Annotated in this window: 16 protein-coding genes; 7 read left to right on the top strand and 9 right to left on the bottom strand. The window is 59.4% G+C overall.

What is annotated here, in order from left to right:
- Nucleotides 1-157: 157 nt before the first annotated feature.
- From E7738_RS14615 to argC, 5 genes are all read right to left on the bottom strand, one after another.
- Nucleotides 158-1033 (bottom strand): Ig-like domain-containing protein, encoded by an 876-nt coding sequence (locus E7738_RS14615; RefSeq protein WP_058781920.1) that lies wholly within the window; start codon nt 1031-1033, stop codon nt 158-160.
- Between the two features lie 100 nt (nt 1034-1133).
- Entirely contained in the window at nt 1134-2513 is a 1380-nt protein-coding gene (argH, locus tag E7738_RS14610) for an argininosuccinate lyase (RefSeq protein ID WP_058758137.1), read from the bottom strand.
- A 74-nt stretch (nt 2514-2587) separates the two neighbouring features.
- Complete coding sequence (locus tag E7738_RS14605; RefSeq protein WP_021506829.1) at nt 2588-3805, bottom strand: argininosuccinate synthase; 1218 nt, start codon at nt 3803-3805, stop codon at nt 2588-2590.
- Between the two features lie 14 nt (nt 3806-3819).
- A complete protein-coding gene (gene argB, locus E7738_RS14600; protein WP_021506830.1) occupies nt 3820-4596 on the bottom strand; it encodes an acetylglutamate kinase in 777 nt (258 codons plus the stop codon).
- Between the two features lie 18 nt (nt 4597-4614).
- Entirely contained in the window at nt 4615-5619 is a 1005-nt protein-coding gene (argC, locus tag E7738_RS14595; protein WP_141496797.1) for an N-acetyl-gamma-glutamyl-phosphate reductase, read from the bottom strand.
- A gap of 167 nt (nt 5620-5786) precedes the next feature.
- Between argC and argE the strand changes: the two genes are divergently transcribed.
- Both argE and ppc read left to right on the top strand, forming a co-directional pair.
- Nucleotides 5787-6935, top strand: a complete 1149-nt coding sequence (gene argE / locus E7738_RS14590) for an acetylornithine deacetylase (protein ID WP_021506832.1) — start codon at nt 5787-5789, stop codon at nt 6933-6935.
- A gap of 250 nt (nt 6936-7185) precedes the next feature.
- Nucleotides 7186-9837 (top strand): phosphoenolpyruvate carboxylase, encoded by a 2652-nt coding sequence (gene ppc, locus E7738_RS14585; protein ID WP_031279588.1) that lies wholly within the window; start codon nt 7186-7188, stop codon nt 9835-9837.
- A gap of 76 nt (nt 9838-9913) precedes the next feature.
- Here the strand turns inward: ppc and metF are convergent, their stop codons facing one another.
- The 3 genes from metF to metB all read right to left on the bottom strand — a co-directional run bounded on the left by metF (nt 9914) and on the right by metB (nt 14620).
- A complete protein-coding gene (gene metF / locus E7738_RS14580; protein ID WP_021506834.1) occupies nt 9914-10810 on the bottom strand; it encodes a methylenetetrahydrofolate reductase in 897 nt (298 codons plus the stop codon).
- Nucleotides 10811-11024: 214 nt separating this feature from the next.
- On the bottom strand, nt 11025-13457 hold the full coding sequence (locus E7738_RS14575) for a bifunctional aspartate kinase/homoserine dehydrogenase II (protein WP_021506835.1): 2433 nt from the start codon (nt 13455-13457) through the stop codon (nt 11025-11027).
- Between the two features lie 2 nt (nt 13458-13459).
- Nucleotides 13460-14620: a cystathionine gamma-synthase gene (gene metB / locus E7738_RS14570; protein WP_021506836.1), complete on the bottom strand. Its 1161-nt coding sequence runs from the start codon at nt 14618-14620 to the stop codon at nt 13460-13462.
- A 279-nt stretch (nt 14621-14899) separates the two neighbouring features.
- On the opposite strand from metB, the gene metJ reads away from it, so the two are divergent.
- Complete coding sequence (gene metJ / locus E7738_RS14565; RefSeq protein ID WP_007885403.1) at nt 14900-15217, top strand: met regulon transcriptional regulator MetJ; 318 nt, start codon at nt 14900-14902, stop codon at nt 15215-15217.
- Nucleotides 15218-15294: 77 nt separating this feature from the next.
- On the opposite strand, the gene rpmE is transcribed toward metJ, so the two are convergent.
- Nucleotides 15295-15510, bottom strand: a complete 216-nt coding sequence (gene rpmE / locus E7738_RS14560; RefSeq protein ID WP_021506837.1) for a 50S ribosomal protein L31 — start codon at nt 15508-15510, stop codon at nt 15295-15297.
- A gap of 276 nt (nt 15511-15786) precedes the next feature.
- On the opposite strand from rpmE, the gene priA reads away from it, so the two are divergent.
- The 4 genes from priA (at nt 15787) to hslV (ending at nt 20918) form a co-directional block, all read left to right on the top strand.
- Nucleotides 15787-17985, top strand: coding sequence for a primosomal protein N' (gene priA / locus E7738_RS14555; protein ID WP_394515742.1), 2199 nt, complete (start codon nt 15787-15789; stop codon nt 17983-17985).
- 166 nt (nt 17986-18151) lie between these two features.
- Entirely contained in the window at nt 18152-19189 is a 1038-nt protein-coding gene (gene cytR, locus E7738_RS14550) for a DNA-binding transcriptional regulator CytR (protein ID WP_021506839.1), read from the top strand.
- A gap of 153 nt (nt 19190-19342) precedes the next feature.
- Nucleotides 19343-20245 carry a cell division protein FtsN gene (gene ftsN, locus E7738_RS14545; protein ID WP_071813585.1) on the top strand — a complete coding sequence of 301 codons (903 nt, stop codon included), beginning with the start codon at nt 19343-19345 and terminating at the stop codon, nt 20243-20245.
- Between the two features lie 142 nt (nt 20246-20387).
- Entirely contained in the window at nt 20388-20918 is a 531-nt protein-coding gene (gene hslV, locus E7738_RS14540) for an ATP-dependent protease subunit HslV (RefSeq protein WP_031279590.1), read from the top strand.
- Nucleotides 20919-20927 lie beyond the last annotated feature (9 nt).

The raw sequence follows: 20927 nt of genomic DNA, 5'->3' as shown, positions 1-20927 counted from the left end.
GCAACAACAACAATCTGGAGCAGCACCTGCAACCTGCTCACGAAATCACTGAGTTGGCCGGGAGTGCCAGCCCTTTGATGATGTGCCTATAACTATATGTAATTCCGAAGCTAGAGGTTGGCGGGCTACTTAAAGCCCGCTTTTTTTTGCCTCTGCATCACAGTGGCACATCACCCAGCAACTGCTGCAAATCCTGCTCCGTCAGCATCAGGGAGTGGCCGACGATACCGGACTGCGTCAGCTCCTGCTGCAGATCGTCATTATTCAGCACCAGCTCATACTGCTGCGTGGCCGGGTTAAGCTCCGCGTCCTGGAACAGGTTAACCGGCACGCTGGCCAGCAGATCATGCAGATGCAGGCCGCTGAGTGCCTCCGGCCGGGCCACATCTCCCGTAACATCATCCGCAACGATCAGGCTGACCGGCGCACTGACATTCCCTGCGCCGCATGTCACCACGATCTGATGCTCGCCAGCGGCCAGCGCATGAGACGGCGTAAAGGTCCATTTGTGATCGCTATCGACCAGCGCACTGCCGAGCGGCTCATCGTTATCAAACAGCTCAACCCGGCTGCCGGGCTGGCCTTTACCGGAAAAGGTCGGCTGGGTTTGCGTGGTGCTCTCTTCCGGCCAGATAAACTGCGCGCCGCTGTGCATCGCGGTTAGCGTGACCGGCACAAAACCGGCGTCTTCGACGATCAGCGTGAAAGGCGCGCTGGCGCTCTGCGGCATTGCCGCCACCTGTGCCATGAACTGATGACTCCCGCCCGCCAGCGCGGCAGGCAGCGTAAAACTGAAGTAGCCGGTCTGAGCATCGCTGAGCGTGCTGCCCACTAACTCGCCGTTATGGTAACACTCAAGCGTGACGCCACGGCCGGCATAGCCGTTCAGCGCAGGGCGCGTATCGCGGGTGATTTCGCCATCGACAATAAAACCGCCGTCATTCACCGAGGCGGAATCGAAGGTGACAGGAACCTGGTTTTCAACGGCCGGCTCCAGAGGAAAGAAAGGGTAGCCAAAGCGTGAAGTGCTCATTTATGTTCTCCAAATTAACTGCGAGCACACTTTAAGAACTCTTCACGCCAGGCCGATCAAGAATTGTCTCTTTTTTGCGAAAGAAATTTCCTGGCGCGCATTACGCCAGGTTTAAGCGCTGCTTCGCTTCGCCGATCGCCAGCGCCACCTGCTGTGGTGCCACGCCGCCGCGCGCGTTACGCTTATCGAGACAAGACTGCAGCGACAGCACCGGATAAACATCTTCCCCGATCGCCGCGCTAAACTGCTTAAGCTGCGCCAGACTTAATGCTTCCAGCGCGACGCCTTGTTTGATCGCTTCCACCACGGTTTCGCCGACGATATGGTGCGCTTCGCGGAACGGCACGCCTTTGGCTACCAGATAATCGGCCAGTTCGGTCGAGTTAGCGTAACCCTGCTCGGCGGCTTCCTGACAGCGCGGACGCTTCACCTGAATGCCATCCAGCACCAGCGCTGACATATGCAGGCAGTCAAGCCAGGTATCGAGCGCATCGAACAGCCCTTCTTTGTCTTCCTGCATATCTTTGTTGTACGCCAGCGGCAGCCCTTTCAGCGTCATCATCATGCCGGTCAGTGCGCCCTGCACGCGACCGCACTTGCCGCGGATCAGCTCCAGCGCGTCCGGATTTTTCTTCTGCGGCATCAGCGATGAGCCCGACGTCACTTTATCGGACAGCTCAATAAAGCCGGCTTCACCGGTGTTGAAGAAGATCATGTCTTCAGCGAAGCGCGACAGGTGCACCATGCCAATCGAGGCATCAGACAGCAGCTCCAGCACGTGATCGCGGTCGGACACGGTATCCAGGCTGTTACGCGTGGCAGAGGCGAAGCCGAGCCAGCCGGCCAGCTGCTCACGGTCGATCTCATAAGCAGTACCGGCCAGCGCGCCGCAGCCCAGCGGGCTGACGTCCAGCCGCTTCAGCGTATCCTGCAGACGGCTCTCGTCGCGCGCCAGCATCTCAACGTAGGCCAGACACCAGTGGGCAAACGTCACCGGCTGCGCCCGCTGCAGGTGGGTGTAGCCCGGCATCACGGCGTCCTGATTGGCTTCAGCCGTGGCCACCAGCGCCGACTGCAGCTCGCGCGTGGCTTCCAGCAGCAGTGCCACCTGCGTTTTACACCACAGTTTGAGATCGGTCGCCACCTGGTCGTTACGGCTGCGCCCGGTGTGCAGCTTTTTACCCAGCGCGCCGACTTTGTCGATCAGCTTGCCTTCCACCCAGCTGTGAATATCCTCGGCATCGCTCTGCAGAATCTGCTGCGGATTGGCGCGAACCTCTTCCAGCAGCGCATTCAGCGCGGCTTCCAGCTGCTGCTGCTCTTCACTGCTCAGCACGTTTACCGTTACCAGCGCTTTTGACCAGGCCACCGAACCGATGATGTCCTGCTCCGCCAGGCGGTAGTCAAACCGCAGTGAGTCGTTGAACTGTTTAAACCGTTGATCTGCCGCCTGCGAAAAACGTCCGCCCCAAAGTGCCATCTGTTTGCTCCTGAATCTGTTAAACAAAGGGCGGCCCGAAGCCGCCCCTGCAAAATATGTCGCCTGCCGCGGTGTTACTTCTTCTGCTCGTTCAGCGCGCGAATGCGTGAAGAGAGCGAGAACAGACGGATAAAGCCGCCCGCGTGACGGTGATCGTACACTTCGTCTTCGCCGAAGGTGGCAAACTCTTCTGAGTACAGGCTGTTCGCCGATTTTTTCTGGATCGCCGTGGCCTGGCCTTTGTACAGCTGCAGTACCACTTCACCGTTCACCAGCTCTGCCAGCGATGCGGCAGCGGCCTGGATTGACTGACGCAGCGGTGCGAACCAGCGGCCGTCATACACCACGTAAGACATCTCCTGACCCAGCTGCTCACGCCATTTGAAGCTGTCGCGATCCAGTACCAGCTGCTCAACCGCACGCAGCGCGTTGACCATGATGGTGCCGCCCGGGGTTTCGTAGCAGCCGCGTGATTTGATGCCCACCAGACGGTTTTCCACGATATCAATCCGGCCCACGCCGTGTTTCGCTCCCAGCGCATTGAGTTTTTCCAGACACTGGAACGGGCTCAGTTTCTCACCGTTCACCGCAACAACCTGGCCTTTCTCCACGCTGACGGTGACGTTTTCGGGCTGATCCGGCGCTTCCAGCGGATCGACGGTCCACACCCAGCAATCTTTGTTTGGCGCGTTCCACGGGCTCTCCAGCACGCCACCTTCGGTCGAGATGTGCCAGGCGTTCTCATCACGGCTGTAGATTTTTTCCAGCGACGCGGTGGTCGGGATATTGCGCTCTTTCAGGTAATCCAGCAGCGCTTCACGCGAACGCAGGTTCCACTCACGCCATGGCGCCACCACTTTAAGCTGCGGTGCCAGCGCGGTATAGGTGGTTTCGAAACGCACCTGATCGTTGCCTTTACCGGTTGCGCCGTGGCACAGCGCGTCTGCGCCCACTTTCAGCGCCAGTTCAACCTGCGCTTTGGCGATGATAGGACGCGCCATTGAGGTGCCCAGCAGATAGGTGCCTTCGTACAGCGCACCGGTCTGCAGCACCGGGTAAACGTATTCGCTGATAAACTCTTCACGCAGATCGACCACGTGGCACTCAGACGCGCCCGACTGCAGCGCTTTCTTCTCTACGCCTTCCAGATCGGCCGGATCCTGACCAATGTTGGCCACGAACGCCACCACTTCACAACCACCGTAGTTCTCTTTCAGCCAGGGAATGATGGCCGAGGTATCCAGACCGCCCGAGTAAGCCAGAACGATTTTTTTGATGTTTTGCGTGCTCATGTCGTAATCCTTGATTATGCGAGAATCCGGGTGCCAATCGACACGCCGTTGAAAAGGGTTGGCAGCTGTTCAGCATGACGCCAGCTGGCGATATCCACCGGGCGGCCCAGCGTACGCGCCGCGTCGAGCGCCGCATGCACTTTCACAATCATGCCATCGGTAATAATGCCCTGGGCAATCAGCTGCTCGGCTTTGGCTGCGGTCATCTCGGCGATGCGCTGACCTTTGCCGTCGAGAATACCGCTGACGTCCGACAGCAGCACCAGATCGGCACCGATCGTCGCCGCCAGCGCGGTCGCGGCCTGGTCGGCGTTGACGTTCATCAGTTCGCCGCCGTCGGTGATGCCAATCGAGCTGATCACCGGCATATAGCCTGCATCCAGCAGCGTATTGAGCAGCTGCGGATTGCCCGGCGTGGCGTTGCCGACATGCCCCAGCTCCTCATCGAACTGTGCCACGTTCACCAGCCCGGCATCGCCGAGGCATAAACCCACTGCGCCAATGCCGTACTTTTTCGCCCATGCCAGCAGCGTTTTGTTGGCGGTGCCGGCCAGCGCACCGGTAATAATGTCGATCTGATCGGCTGGCGTCACGCGCAAACCGTTCTTCTTTTTCACCGGCAGCGCCAGTTTCTTCATCAGCTCGTCCACCAGGCAGCCACCGCCGTGGACGATGATCAGCGGACGCTGATACTGCGTGCGGTACGCCAGCAGGGCATCAAACAGACGCGCCAGCGCTTCTTCGCTATCCAGCAGTACGCCGCCCAGCTTAATGATCAGAGGATTGCTCATGGTCAGGTTATCCGTCCGTTAAATCAGAGACAGCGTTTCGGGGAAGCCGAAACGAATATTGAGACACTGCACCGCCTGTGAGGAGGCGCCTTTCAGCAGGTTGTCTTCCGCTGCGACAACAATCAGGTGCTCGCCCTGCACGGCAAAGCCGATATCGCAGAACGGCAGGCCAACCACCGCTTTCAGCGCCGGTACGCCTTTGTCGTACAGCCGCACCAGCGGTTTGTCGTGGTAAGCGCTGTGGTACGCCGCCGCCACATCCTGCTGACTCACACCGGCGTTCAGACGACAGGTGATGGTTTCCAGAATGCCGCGCGGGAAATTACCGAGATGCGGCGTGAAGATCACCGGCGTGCCGAGATGGGCCACAATCTCCGGATGGTGACGGTGATTGAAAAGGCCGTACGGCTGCAGGCTGACTTCACAGAAGCTGGTGGTGACGCTGGCTTTACGTCCGGCACCGCTGACGCCGCTGGTGGCATTGATGACCGGCCACTGAGCCGGATTAAGCAGGCCAGCCTTAATCAGCGGCTTAAGCGCCAGCTGCGCGGCGGTCGGATAGCAACCCGGTACCGCCACCAGCTGCGCGTCTTTAATCTGCTCGTGGTTCCATTCGGCCAGGCCGTAAACGGCTTTGTCGAGCCACGCCTGGTGCTGATGGCTGAAACCGTAATACTGTTGATAAAAGCCGTCGTCATTAACGCGGAACGCGCCTGAGAGGTCGAACACCACGCAGCCGGCTTTCAGGAATTCCGGGGCCAGATCGTGGCTGACTTCGTGTGCGGTGGCGAGGAACACCACATCGACCTTGCCGGCCCACTCTGCGGCATCACCCAGCGGCTGCAATGGCAAATCGACCCTGCCTTTCAGCTGCGGATGGAGATCGGAGAGTAACTTTCCGGCATCCGGGCTTTGCGCTGAAACCGCCAAAGCGGTTATGTTCATATGCGGGTGGCGATTCAGGTAGGTGGCAAGCTCTACGCCAGCATAACCACTGGCACCAACGATCAGCGTATTCAACATCAGGCTGTATACCTTATTACAGTCACACGTATCGGGTCGCGGCATTGCCCCGTTGCCCACGATGCCGTTTGCAGCTTTTTTCAGTTCACATGCAGACGACGTTAATGTATTTTTATTCACTATTAATGCATTAATATTGATACATCCTAACCCAGGGACCGTCAACAGTGAAGACAAAAATTCCACCTTTTATCGAACTCTACCGCCAGCTGATTGCAACACCGTCGATCAGCGCCACCGACAGCGCGCTGGATCAGAGCAATGAAACTTTAATCAATTTGCTGGCGGGCTGGTTCCGCGATCTCGGCTTCAGCGTGGAAGTCCAGCCGGTGCCGGGTACACGCCACAAATTCAACCTGCTGGCGCGCAGCGGCAGCGGCGCAGGTGGCCTGCTGCTGGCGGGCCATACCGACACCGTGCCGTACGACGACGGCCGCTGGACGCGCGATCCCTTCACCCTGACCGAACACGACAACAAGCTGTACGGCTTAGGCACCGCCGACATGAAAGGCTTCTTTGCCTTTATTCTCGATGCGCTGCGTGACGTTGACGTGACGAAGCTCAGCAAACCGCTGTACATCCTCGCCACCGCCGATGAAGAGACCACGATGGCCGGCGCGAAATACTTCTCTGAATCGACCCAGCTGCGGCCGGACTGCGCCATCATCGGCGAACCGACGTCGCTGAAACCGGTGCGCGCCCACAAAGGCCATCTGTCGCACGCCATCCGCATTCAGGGTCAGTCCGGTCATTCCAGCGATCCGGCGCGCGGCGTGAACGCTATCGAGCTGATGCATGAATCCATTACTCAGCTGATGCAGCTGCGTAATACGCTGAAAGAGCGCTATCACCATGACGGCTTCGCCATTCCCTATCCGACCATGAACTTTGGCCATATCCACGGCGGCGACGCGGCGAACCGCATCTGCGCCTGCTGTGAGCTGCATATGGATATCCGTCCGCTGCCGGGACTGACGCTGAGCGATCTCGACGGTTTACTCAATGAAGCGCTGGCACCGGTGAGCGCGCGCTGGCCGGGCCGTCTGACTGTGGGTGAGCTGCATCCGCCGATTCCCGGTTACGAATGCCCGGCCGATCATGAACTGGTCAAAGTGGTGGAGAAGCTGCTGGGCGTGCCGACAGAAGTGGTGAATTACTGCACCGAAGCGCCGTTTATCCAGCAGTTGTGCCCGACGCTGGTGTTAGGGCCTGGATCCATCAATCAGGCGCATCAGCCGGACGAGTTTATTGATACCGCATTTATTAAGCCGACTCATGCGCTTATCACTCAGGTTGTGCAGCATTTTTGCCATTGATGATTAAAAGATGGGGCATTTCACTGCGAAATCAGCAAATTGCCCCGTCATTATCCGGGATTTGATAATAAGAATAACTTATCCCACCTCCTGTCAATTAAATTCGATGAATTTCCGATAGTTAGCAGCACGATACCGGCAATTTAAGTCAATTGACGAACAGGAAGAACCGTGGCTAGATAAAAGACGATGTTATGCCCGTTGGGTATATGAGGTTTTATATTTAAGACGATAAGGGTGTCAGGGTCACATGAACGAACAATATTCCGCAATGCGAAGTAATGTCAGTATGCTCGGCAAACTGCTCGGGGATACGATAAAGGATGCACTGGGAGAGAACATCCTCGATCGGGTGGAGACCATCCGCAAGCTCTCTAAGTCATCCCGTGCAGGAAATGACACTCATCGTAAGGAACTGCTCTCCACGCTGCAAAACCTGTCTAACGACGAGCTGCTGCCGGTGGCACGCGCGTTCAGCCAGTTCCTTAACCTCACCAACGTGGCAGAACAGTATCAAACCATTTCGCGCAGCGGCGACGGTGCTAACCATCCGGAGCTGCTGAAAAAGACCTTCGAGCGCCTGAAACAGCAGAGCGATCTCAGCGAGCCGGCCATCCGCCAGGCGATTGAGGAGCTGTCGCTGGAGCTGGTGCTCACCGCTCACCCGACCGAAATTACCCGCCGCACGCTGATCCACAAGCTGGGCGAAGTGAACAGCTGTCTGCAACAACTCGACCACAGCGACATCACCGACTACGAACGCAACCAGGTCATGCGCCGTCTGCGTCAGCTGGTGGCGCAGGCGTGGCACACCGATGAGATCCGTAAATATCGCCCGACGCCGGTAGATGAAGCCAAATGGGGCTTCGCGGTGGTGGAGAACAGCCTGTGGGAAGGCGTACCGGCGTTTCTGCGCGAGCTGAACCAGCAGGTGGAAGAGAGCTTCGGCATCCAGCTGCCGGTGGATTTCGTGCCAATCAAATTTACCTCGTGGATGGGCGGCGACCGTGACGGTAACCCGAACGTCACCGCACCGATTACCCGCCACGTGATGCAGCTAAGCCGCTGGAAAGCCGCCGACCTGTTCCTGCGCGACATCGGCGTGCTGGTGTCCGAGCTGTCGATGTCCGAGTGCAGCGACGAAGTGCGCGAACTGTGTGGCGATGCGGAGGCGCTGGAGCCCTATCGTGTAATTCTGAAACGTATCCGCAGCCAGCTGATGAGCACCCAGAGCTATCTGGAGCGCCGTCTGAAGGGTGAGCGCCTGCCGCGTCCGGCCGATCTGCTGGTTTCTAACGATCAGCTGTGGCAGCCACTGTTTGCTATTTACCAGTCGCTGCAGCAGTGCGGCATGGGCATCATCGCCAACGGCCAGCTGCTTGATACGCTGCGCCGCGTGAAGTGCTTCGGCGTGCCGCTGGTGCGTATCGATATCCGTCAGGAGAGCACCCGCCACACCGAAGCGATTGCCGAAGTGACGCGCTATCTCGGACTGGGCGACTACGAAAGCTGGTCAGAAGCCGACAAGCAGGCGTTCCTGATCCGTGAACTGAATTCCAAGCGGCCGCTGCTGCCGCGGCAGTGGGAGCCCAGCGACAACACGCGTGAAGTGCTGGATACCTGCAAAGTGGCGGCAGAAGCGCCGCAGGGCTCGATTGCCGCCTATGTGATTTCGATGGCCAAAACGCCGTCTGACGTGCTGGCGGTGCACCTGCTGCTGAAAGAGGCCGGCATCCCTTACGCAATGCCGGTGGCGCCGCTGTTTGAAACCCTCGACGACCTCAACAACGCCAATGACGTGATGAGCCAGCTGCTGAATATCGACTGGTATCGCGGCTTCATCAACGGCAAGCAGATGGTGATGATCGGCTATTCCGACTCGGCAAAAGATGCCGGCGTGATGGCAGCCAGCTGGGCGCAGTATCAGGCCCAGGATGCGCTAATTAAAACCTGCGATAAAGCCGGCATTACCCTGACGCTGTTCCACGGACGCGGCGGTTCGATTGGCCGCGGTGGCGCACCGGCGCATGCAGCCCTGCTGTCACAGCCGCCGGGCAGCCTGAAAGGCGGCCTGCGCGTGACCGAACAGGGCGAAATGATCCGCTTCAAATATGGCCTGCCGGAAGTCACCATCGCCAGCCTGTCGCTTTACACCGGGGCGATTCTGGAAGCCAACCTGCTGCCACCGCCAGAACCAAAACGCGAATGGCAGGAGATCATGAACGGCCTGTCAGCCTATTCGTGCGCCATGTACCGCGGCTACGTGCGTGAAAATCCGGATTTCGTTCCCTACTTCCGCTCGGCGACGCCAGAGCAGGAGCTGGGCAAACTGCCGCTCGGATCGCGCCCGGCGAAACGGCGTCCGACCGGCGGCGTTGAGTCGCTGCGCGCCATTCCGTGGATCTTCGCCTGGACGCAGAACCGCCTGATGCTGCCCGCGTGGCTGGGTGCCGGCGCGGCGCTGCAGAAAGCGATGGACGAAGGCCATCAGGATCAGCTGGAAACCATGTGCAGCGAATGGCCGTTCTTCGCCACGCGCCTCGGCATGCTGGAGATGGTGTTCTCGAAGGCTGACCTGTGGCTGGCGGAGTATTACGATCAGCGTCTGGTGGATAAATCGCTGTGGCCGCTCGGCAAACAGCTGCGCGATCAGCTCGATGCCGACATCAAAGCGGTGCTGACCATCGCGAATGATGCGCATCTGATGGCGGACCAGCCGTGGATCGCCGAATCCATCGCGCTGCGTAACGTCTACACCGATCCGCTCAACGTGCTGCAGGCGGAACTGCTGCAGCGTGCGCGTGCGCAGGAAGAGCGCGGCGATGAACCTGATGCGCGCGTAGAACAGGCGCTGATGGTCACTATCGCTGGCGTCGCGGCCGGCATGCGTAACACCGGCTAACGGCTGGCGGCGCATCACGCCTCGCACAGCAAAAAGGGGGCCCTGAGGCCCCCTTCTCTTTTTTATCCTTTCACGCTTATGCCGCCAGCGTCGGGCGAACACCCAGCGTGTGGCAGATGGCGTAGCTCATCTCTGCGCGGTTCAGCGTGTAGAAATGAAAGTCCTTCACCCCTTCGCGCGACAGGATTTTCACCATGTCCATGGCGATGTTGGCACCGACCATTTTGCGCGTCTCCGCATCATCATCCAGCCCGTCAAACATGGCGTTCATCCAGCCCGGTACGCGCACGTTGGTCATGGTGGCGAAACGCTGCAGCTGTTTAAAGTTGGAGACCGGCAGAATGCCCGGCACGATCTCCACGTCGATACCGGTGGCCACACAGCGATCGCGAAAGCGCAGATAGCTCTCCACATCGAAGAAAAACTGGGTAATCGCGCGACTGGCGCCGGCATCAATTTTTCGCTTCAGGTTGATCAAATCCGCCTGCGCACTCTTCGCTTCCGGATGCACTTCGGGATAGGCCGCTACCGAGATGTCGAAATCACCGACCTCTTTCAGCAGCGACACCAGATCGCTGCCGTACATGTCCGGTTTGCCGCCACCCGGTGGTAAATCGCCGCGCAGCGCCACGATATGGCGAATGCCGTTATTCCAGTAGTCACGCGCAATGGCGCGCAGTTCATCGCGCGTCGCATCAATACAGGTGAGATGCGGTGCCGCTTCCAGTCCGGTGCGCTCTTTAATGCCTTTGATGATGCTGTGAGTGCGGTCGCGCTCGCCGGAGTTGGCTCCGTAAGTTACCGAGACGAATTTGGGTTTCAGGCTGCTCAGGCGGTCGATGGAGTTCCACAGGGTTGCTTCCATTTCGCTGGTACGGGGCGGGAAAAACTCAAAAGAGACATTAATTTGCCCGTTCAGCTCAGCCAGGCTCTGGTTCAGCGCTTCGCGCTGATTGGCATGAAAGAAACTCATCCTGTTACCTCATCATCACATATCGATTAATTTGCGAACCGCGAACATCCATACGTTTAGACGTCCAGATGCACAAAATGAACGATCTTCAGCTTAGCGTCAACATAAAATTGCTTGCCGGGCGTGACAAATATTCAACCAAAGTGAAAGGGATTCACCTGACGGGGAAGCAGAGGGAAAAACGCAGACAGCGGACGCCGTCTGCGCAGCAGGTTTACAGCAGTTGGGCGAGACGATTGATATCAGACTGGAGCGCACCGGCGGTGACATCCCGGCCGGCGCCCGGCCCGCGGATCACCAGCGGATTGTCGCGATACCAGCGGCTTTCGATAGCAAACACGTTATCGCACGGCAGCAGCGCCGCCAGCGGATGCTCCGGACGCACCGCTTCCACGCCGACGCGCGCTTTACCGTTGGCATCGAAACGCGCCACGTAGCGCAGCACCAGCCCCATCTCCTGTGCGGCTTCGAAGCGCTGCAGCATCTGCTCGTTCAGCTCGTCGGCGTTTTCAAAGAAGTGGTCGATGGATTCGCCTTCGCACTGTGACGGCACCAGCGATTCAACCCGCACCTGATCCGGTTCGATGTCGTAACCGGCTTCGCGCGCCAGAATCACCAGTTTGCGCATCACGTCCTGACCGGAGAGATCAACGCGCGGATCGGGCTCGGTTAAGCCCTGCTGCCACGCCTGATCGACCAGCTCGCTGAATGGCACCGTGCCGTCAAACTGCAGGAACAGCCACGACAGCGTGCCGGAGAAGATACCGCTGATCGCCAGAATGCTGTCGCCGCTTTCGCGCAGATCGCGCACCGTATGATTGACCGGCAGTCCGGCACCCACGGTCGCGTTATACAGCCAGTGGCGACCGGTTTTGGCGAAGGCATCGCGTACCTGACGCCAGCTCTGGCCGCTGGCAGCGCCGGCCACTTTGTTGGCGCTGATGACGTGGAAGCCGTGGCTGGCAAAATCGTGATACTGCTGCGCCAGCGAATCACTGGCGGTGACGTCCAGCACCACCAGATCGTCAAACGGGTGCGCGCGCATCCACAGGAACAGCGACTCTTCGTCGCGCGCTTCGGCTTCATCATCAAAGAAGGCCAGCGCCCGACTGGCGTCGAGACCGTCGTAGCTCAGCAGGCTGCGGCTACTGTCCGCCACGCCCGCCAGCACAAATTCAAACCCGGTACGCGCCGACAGCGTCTCCTGCTCGCGCGCGAACAGCTCCAGCCAGCGTGAGCCGATATTGCCTTTGCCGAACAGAATCAGGCCGATGCGCTTCTCGGCGCGGAACAACGACTGGTGCAGTCCCTGAATCAGATGCTGGGTCGGGCCGACGCGCAGCACCGCTACCAGGCTGATGTGATCTTCTGACTGCCAGACGAATTCGACCGGCTGGTCTTTGATCTGCTGCCAGAAGCGATGGCTGTGCAGCGGATTACGCGTCACGCCAGCACCGACCAGCGCCACCAGCGCCAGACCGTCACGCAGCTGCAGATGACCAGGCAGCGCCGCGTCCTGCAGCAGGTTAAAGGCGCTGTTGACCACTTCCGAGGTGTAACACAGCTGCAGCAGGCGACGATCCGGATGGATACCCATCGCCAGCGGACGCAGCTGCGCGCGCTTCAGCAGCAGATCGATCTCTTTCTGCTGGGTAGCAAAATCGTGGCTATCGGGAATCTGAATCTCAACCAGGCAGACATCGTCGTGGCTGGTGACAATGCGCGCGCCGGTGCCGGACGCCAGCACGCGCTCAATGCGCGTTGAGCCCTGCTCCGGCTGATAGCTGCAGCGCAGCTGTAAATCGATGTCGCTATTGGAGACCGGCTGCAGCGTACGCGTGTGCAGCACCGGCGCCGCCAGACGCGCCAGCTCGCTGGCCTCATCCAGCCGCAGCAGCGGCAGCAGGCAGGCATCGGAGACCTTGCGCGGGTCCGCGCTGTAAACGCCAGCCACGTCGCTCCAGATGGTGACGCGGTTTACGCCCGCCAGCGCGCCAATCTGCGTTGCCGAGTAGTCAGAGCCGTTACGGCCGAGCAGCACGGTTTCGCCCGCTTCGCTGCGGCTGATAAAACCCGTCACCACCAGACGCTTATGCGGATGCTGCGCCAGCAGCGCCTGCAGCAGCGGCCAGGATTTGCCTTCATCTACCTGCGGCTGCGCCGCACGTTCGGCACGCAGGAAGTCGCGCGCATCCAGCCACGCCGCTTCGATATCGCGCTGGCTGAGCACCGCCGCCATCAGGCGCGCCGACCAGATTTCGCCGTGGCCAACCACTTCGGCGTACACCGCATCGGTGATGGCGCCGTCAAGCAGCGCCGCCAGGCGTTCAAGATCGCGGATGAAGGCTGCGGTCAGGGTTTCTGCATATTCAGCAGGCAGCAGTGCAGCGATCAGCTCGCTGTGAAAACGGCGTAACGCCTGTTGCACCTGATGGGCCGATAAGCGATCGCTCTGGCTCAGCTTGAGCCAGCTAATCAGCTGGTTAGTGGTGCTGCCTGCGGCAGAGACCACCATTAAGTCGCCCGGCTGGCTGTAATCGGCCATGATACCGGCGACGCGCTGATAACAGCGCGCGTCGGCCAGGCTACTGCCACCAAATTTATGCAACTGCTTGATCGGCGTTCCCGCGCCTGCTGAAATCGTCATGGTTACCCCTCGGCTGCGATCCTGAATGCATTATCCAGGTCGGCGATTAAATCTTCGTGATCTTCAATTCCGACAGAAATACGCAGCAGCGAGTCGGAAATGCCCGCTGCGGCACGCGCGTCCGCCGACATGCCGGCGTGCGTCATGGTGGCGGTGTGCGAAATCAGACTTTCCACGCCGCCCAGCGACTCCGCCAGCGTAAACAGCTGCAGCGCCTTCAGGAAGCGGCGCAGCCGCGCCTCATCGGCGTCGAGTTCAAAACTGAGCATGGCGCCAAAACCGCGCTGCTGACGCGCGGCAAACTGGTGTCCGGCATTCTCTGGCAGAGACGGATGATACAGCTTTTTCACCAGCGGTTGTTGCTTCAGGTAATCAACAATCGCCAGTGCGTTACGCTGCGCCGCCGCCATGCGCGGTGCCAGGGTGCGCAGGCCGCGCAGCAGCAGATAGCTGTCAAACGCCGCGCCGGTGACGCCAATGTTATTCGCCCACCAGGCGAGTTCCGTGACCAGCGCCGGATCTTTAGCGATAACCGCACCGGCCACCACGTCCGAGTGACCGTTCAGGTATTTGGTGCAGGAGTGGATCACCAGGTCGGCACCCAGCGCCAGCGGGTTCTGCAGCGCCGGGCTGAGGAAGGTGTTGTCCACTACGCTCACCGCACCGGCAGCACGCGCGGCGGCGCAGATGGCCGCAATATCCACCACGCGCAGCAGCGGATTGCTCGGGCTTTCGACCAGCACCAGCTTTGGTTTTTCCGCCAGCGCCGCCGCCAGCGCCGCTTCATCGCCCTGATCGACAAACTTCACGCGGTAAGCGCCGCGCTTGCTCAGGCTGTCAAACAGACGATAGCTGCCGCCGTAGCAGTCGTGCGGCGCCACCAGCAGATCGCCTGGCTTCAGGAACACCGTCGTCACCAGATGAATCGCCGACATCCCGGTGTTGGTCAGCACCGCGCCCGCGCCCCCTTCCAGCTCAGCCAGCGCGCGCTGGACCACATCGCGCGTCGGGTTACCACGGCGTGAATAGTCATGCGCGCGCGGCTCGTTGAAATCGAGGAAGTTATAGGTGCTGGAGAGGTGAATCGGTGGGACAACGCAGCCATATTGCTCGTCATCATTCAAACCGCTGCGTACTGCGATGGTTGCCTGTTTACGCGTCATGGTGCTTACTGTTCCTGAAGTGTAATAAAAAAGTGGCAACAGAATAACATTCCGCGACTGGACGTCAATACATCTGGACATCTAAATGTCTTTGCGTATAGATTGAGCAAAGCCGCAATACCCGCTAAAATTACGCGTCATCGCCTGGTGTTCAGCGCGCTTTCCTGTGAAACGCGATGTGTAAGCATAAAACCGGCAGTTTAAGCGGTCAGGCATCGAAAAATCGGGCATAATCAACGGATTTCCCCATATTCAACTTTTTATTGATTAAGGTAACCCATGGCTGAATGGAACGGCGAATATATCAGCCCTTACGCTGAACACGGTAAGAAGAGCGAGCAGGTTAAGAAGATTACAGTTTCTATCCCGCTGAAAGTGCTGAAGATTTTAACGGATGAGCGTACCCGCCGTCAGGTGAACAATCTGCGTCACGCCACCAACAGCGAACTGCTGTGCGAAGCCTTTTTGCATGCCTTCACCGGGCAACCGCTGCCGAATGATGTTGATCTGCGTAAAGAGCGCAGCGACGAGATTCCGGAAGAAGCAAAACAGATTATGCGAGAGATGGGCATCGATCCCGACAGCTGGGAATACTGAGGCCAGAAATAAAAAAACCCAGCCGAGGCTGGGTTTTTTCTTGCAACCGAATCGTGAAGATTCGCCGGCAAATAATCTTATTTCTTGCTGCCTGGGATGCTGAAACGCTTGTTGAAGCGATCAACACGACCACCAGAGTCAACAACACGCTGCTTACCGGTGTAGAACGGGTGGCATTTGCCGCACACGTCCAGGTTCAGGGTACCAGTCATGGTTGAACGGGTGTTGATCACGTTGCCGCAAGAGCAGGTGATGGTCACAGCTTCGTATTTCGGGTGAATACCTTGTTTCATGGGAGAACCTCATAAAAGGCCGTGTCGCTCTCCGTGCCAGGCGAACCTGCACAGCACCACACGCGGTTAATAAATGGTGTATCTTTGACGAGTCATCTCATCAAAGGCGGCATAGTATACAGAAAATGAGCGCATTGATCAAATCCGCGCAATGCGCCGCGCTCTGCCATGCCGGGGAAACGCCTGCAGCCAGCGCCGCCGCGCGCTGAAGTATGACGGGGGTGACGCCAGCGTGTACACTACTTCTCCTTTTTACAGAACCGGATAGAGATCGACATGCCCGTTGTTCAGGTTGCCCTGCCCGTTCCGCTGCCTCGCCTGTTTGACTACCTGCTGCCCGCCGATGCGCCGCAGCCGGTAACCGGCGCGCGCGTCAGCGTGCCGTTCGGCAACCGGAAAATGACTGGCATCGTGGTTAGCACGCGCGCCACCAGCGATCTCCCCCTTGCCCAGCTGAAACAGATTGATGCGTTACTCGATGACCGCTCGCTGTTTTCGCCGGCGCTGTGGCGCATCCTCAACTGGGCCGCCGGCTACTATCACTCTCCGCTCGGCGAAGTGCTCAGCCATGCGCTGCCGGTGCTGCTGCGTCAGGGCAAGCCGGCCCAGGAAGCGCCGCTGTGGCAGTGGGTGGTGAACGAAGCCGGGCGCGAAGTGGCGCTGGAAAGCCTGAAGCGCGCGCCGAAACAGCAGCAGGCGCTGGCGGCGTTGCGTCAGCGGCCGCTGTATCGTCACCAGATCGGCGAGCAGGATTTTACCGATGCCGCGCTGCAGGCACTGCGTGCCAAAGGGCTGTGCGACCTGCGTGAACATGCGCCACAGCAGCACGACTGGCGCGCCAGTTTTGCGGTGAAAGGTGAACGGCTGCGGCTGAATACCGATCAGGCGATGGCGGTGGGCGCCATTCGCAGCGAGGACGAGCATTACGCCGCGTGGCTGCTGGCAGGCATCACCGGATCGGGTAAAACCGAGGTCTATCTCAGCGTGCTGGAGAATGTGCTGGCGCGCGGCAAACAGGCGCTGGTGCTGGTGCCGGAAATTGGCCTGACGCCGCAAACCATCGCCCGTTTCCGTGAACGCTTCGATGCGCCGATTGATGTGCTGCACTCGGCGCTCAATGACAGCGAGCGTCTGGCGGTCTGGCTGCGCGCGCGCAGCGGCGAGACCGCCATTGTTATCGGCACACGATCCGCGCTGTTCACACCGCTGGCGCGGCCGGGCGTGATCATCATCGATGAAGAACACGACAGCTCCTACAAACAGCAGGAAGGCTGGCGCTACCAGGCGCGCGATCTGGCGGTATTCAGCGCTCACGAAGAAGATGTGCCGATTGTGATGGGATCGGCGACGCCGGCGCTGGAGACGCTGCACAACGTGCGTGTCGGTAAATATCGCCAGCTCAACCTGACCAAACGTGCCGGTAACGCCAAACCGGCGCTGCAGCAGCTAATCGATCTCAAGGGACAGCAACTGAAAGGCGGTCTTGCGCCGGCGCTGCTGGGCAAGATGCGCCAGCACCTGCAGGCGGATAATCAGGTTCTGCTGTTTCTCAATCGCCGCGGCTTTTCGCCGGCGCTGATGTGCCACGACTGCGGCTGGCTGGCGGAGTGTCAGCGCTGCGACAGTTATTACACGCTGCATCAGCAGCATCGTCAGCTGCGCTGTCACCACTGCGACAGCCAGCGTCCGCTGCCGCATCAGTGTCCGGGCTGCGGTTCCACCCATCTGCTGCCGGTCGGCGTGGGCACGGAACAGCTGGAGCAGCAGCTCAGCACGCTGTTTCCTGGCGTACCGGTGTCGCGCATCGATCGCGATACCACCAGCCGCAAAGGCGCGCTGGAACAGCATCTGGCCGATGTGCATCGCGGCGGGGCGCGCATTCTGGTCGGCACGCAGATGCTGGCCAAAGGCCATCACTTCCCGGACGTGACGCTGGTATCGCTGCTGGATGTTGATGGCGCGCTGTTTTCGGCGGATTTCCGTGCCGCCGAGCGCTTTGCCCAGCTCTACACACAGGTCGCCGGCCGCGCCGGCCGCGCCGGTAAGCAGGGCGAAGTGTTACTGCAGACGCACCATCCGGAGCATCCACTGCTGCAAACGCTGCTGCATCGCGGCTATTTTGCGTTTGCCGATCAGACGCTGCTGGAGCGTCAGTCAGTGCAGCTGCCACCGTGGACCAGCCACGCACTGTTTCGCGCTGAAGATCTGGATAACGCGCAGGCGGCGGAGTTCCTTACGCAGCTACGTAACCTGCTGGAAGCCAGCCCGCTCAAAGATGAGGCGATGTGGCTGATGGGGCCGGTGCCGGCGCTGGCACCGAAGCGCAGCGGACGCTGGCGCTGGCAACTGCTGCTACAGCATCCATCGCGCAAGCGGCTGCAGCAGTTGCTGAGCAGTTCACTGCCGCTGGTCACCACCCTGCCCGCCGCGCGCAAAGTCAAATGGACGCTGGATATCGACCCCACCGAGAGTTAAGCCGCGCCACATCTGCGAGCCAGATCGAAAAAAGTCGCACAAGTCACAATTTTTATGCAAATTAAGTAACAACCTCACACGGCGTTGGGTTAACAATAGTGCCCGTCCCGGCACTGGGCCGGCTATGTGTGAATATCTATGCGCTGTACCGCGTCAGGAGTTAACGTTGGATCAGAAGCAACCCTCATCGGCAGCCACCATGAAAGATGTGGCCGAGCAGGCTGGCGTCTCCACCGCCACGGTTTCGCGCGCGCTGATGAATCCGGAAAAAGTCTCCGCCGCGACCCGGCAGAAAGTGGAACAGGCGGTGCAGGCCGTCGGCTATGCGCCGCATGGTCTGGCGCGCAACGCCAAACGCGGCGACACGCAAACCATTCTGGTGATTGTGCCGGACATCTGTGACCCTTTCTTCAGCGAGATTATCCGCGGCGTGGAAGTGACCGCCGCGCAGGAAGGCTATCTGGTGCTGATTGGTGACTGCGCCCATCAGGATCAGCAGGAGAAAACCTTCCTTAACCTGATGCTGACGCGCCAGATTGACGGCATGGTACTGCTGGGTTCGCAGCTGCCGTTTGACGCCGGCATTGAAGATCAGCGCAATCTGCCGCCGATGGTGATGGGAAACGAGTTCGCGCCGGAGATGGCGCTGCCCACGGTGCATATCGATAACCTGACCGCGGCCTTTGAAGCGGTGAATCATCTGTTACAGCTGGGCCATCGGCAGATCGCCTGCATCACCGGACCGGAACATATCCCGCTCAGCCAGTATCGGCTGCAGGGCTACATCCAGGCGCTGCGCCGCAGCAATATCGCCATTGATCCCACGCTGATTGTGCACGGCGACTTCACCTTTGAAGCCGGTGCCAGCGCGCTGAAGCAGCTGATGAGCCTGCCGCAGCCGCCGAAAGCCCTGTTCTGCCATAGCGATCTGATGGCGCTTGGCGCGATGAACCAGGCGCGCAAGCTGGGAATGCGTATTCCGCAGGATCTGTCGGTGGTCGGCTTCGATGATATCGAGCTGGCGCAATACTACGATCCGCCCCTGACCACCGTGGCACAGCCGCGTTTTGCCATTGGCCGCGAAGCGATGCTGCTGCTGCTGGATGAGCTGCAGGGCAAACGGGTCAACAACGGTTCACGCCTGCTCGACGCCGAACTCCGCGTCCGCGGCAGTACTGCACCGGCAGCAAAACGCGAAAAATGAATGCGGGAACCCTGCATTTTCAGCAGATTCTGAAGGCAGACTGTGCTGGTCAAAGTTCCAGCCCTTGAGTAACATGACGCATTCCTTGCCGGGCAAAATTAACACCCCATTTACACGCCCAGTGGCATTTTTTTGAAGGGTATCAGAACGAAAGTGGCACAGAGAGATTACGTAGGCCGCGGGCGTTCAACAGGGACGCGTCGCAAAAAACCCGCAGGCCGCAGCAAGAAAAGCAAAGGCGGCTCCGGCACTTCAAAGCTGATGATAGTACTGGCCGTGGCAGTGCTGGTGACCTTTGCCGGTGGTTTATGGTTCATCTCGCATCACAAAAAAGAAGAAACACCGGTGATTCCGAATCATAAAGCCAACGGTAATGGCCTGCCGCCGAAGCCGGAAGAGCGCTGGAAGTACATCAAAGAGCTGGAAAATCGTCAGGTGACCGTGCCGTCGCCCACCGAGCCGTCTGCCGGGGGCGAAATCAAGTCGCAAACTCAGCTGACCGACGAACAGCGTCAGCTGCTGGAGCAGATGCAGGCCGATATGCGCCAGCAGCCAACCCAGCTGAATGAAGTGCCGTGGAACGAACAAACCCCGGCTCAGCGCCAGCAAACGCTGCAGCGTCAGCAGCAGGCACAACAGCAACAACAGCAGGTGCAGCGTCAGCAGCAGCAGTTACAGCAGCAGCAGCGCCAGCAACAGTTGCAGCAGCAGCGTCAGCAGGAATTGCAGCAGCAGGCGGCACGCCAGCAGCAGCAACAGGCCGCGCCGATCACTCGCGAGCCGGCGAAGCCGCAGGAGAGCGCCAAAGCCAAAACGGAAGAGAAAGCGAGCACCCAGCGCTGGATGGTGCAGTGTGGCTCGTTTAAAGGTACCGATCAGGCGGAATCGGTACGCGCCGGTCTGGCGTTTGAAGGTTTCGAAAGCCGCATCACGACTGGCGGCGGCTGGAATCGCGTGGTGATTGGGCCGTTTAAAGACCGCAGCAGCGCAGACAGCACCGTGAAGCGCCTGCACAGCTCCGGCCACAGCAGCTGTATTCCGCTCGCCCTGCCTTAACCCTCCCTGCTCGCCCCCGGCAATTTGCAGCATCAGATATTGCCGGGGGTTGAAACCCCACAGGATTACCCCATATCTGGTTGCATGATACGCCGCGCCCGCTGCGCGGTGTCTTTTTTCCACTGCAACAAGGGGTCTGCCCGTGACAACAATAGTAAGTGTACGACGCAACGGCCGGGTCGTGATCGGCGGTGATGGCCAGGCGACGCTCGGCAATACCGTAATGAAAGGCAATGTTAAAAAGGTGCGTCGTCTTTACAACGACAAAGTGATCGCGGGCTTTGCTGGCGGCACCGCAGATGCCTTTACCCTGTTTGAACTGTTCGAACGCAAACTGGAGATGCATCAGGGCCATCTGGTGAAAGCCGCGGTCGAACTGGCGAAAGACTGGCGTACTGACCGGATGCTGCGCCGCCTTGAAGCGCTGCTGGCGGTTGCCGATGAGAACTCCTCGCTGATCATCAGCGGTAACGGTGACGTGATTCAGCCGGAAAATGACCTGATTGCCATCGGTTCCGGCGGGCCTTACGCCCAGGCAGCCGCCCGCGCGCTGCTGGAGAACACGGAGATGGGTGCGCACGATATCGTAGCCAAAGCGCTGAATATCGCCGGTGATATCTGCATCTACACCAACCACAACATTAACTACGAAGAATTACCGTCTAAGGCGTAAGGACCAAAA

The organism is Pantoea sp. SGAir0430, assembly GCF_043549295.1.
This window is presented reverse-complemented; position numbering and strand designations above follow the sequence as displayed.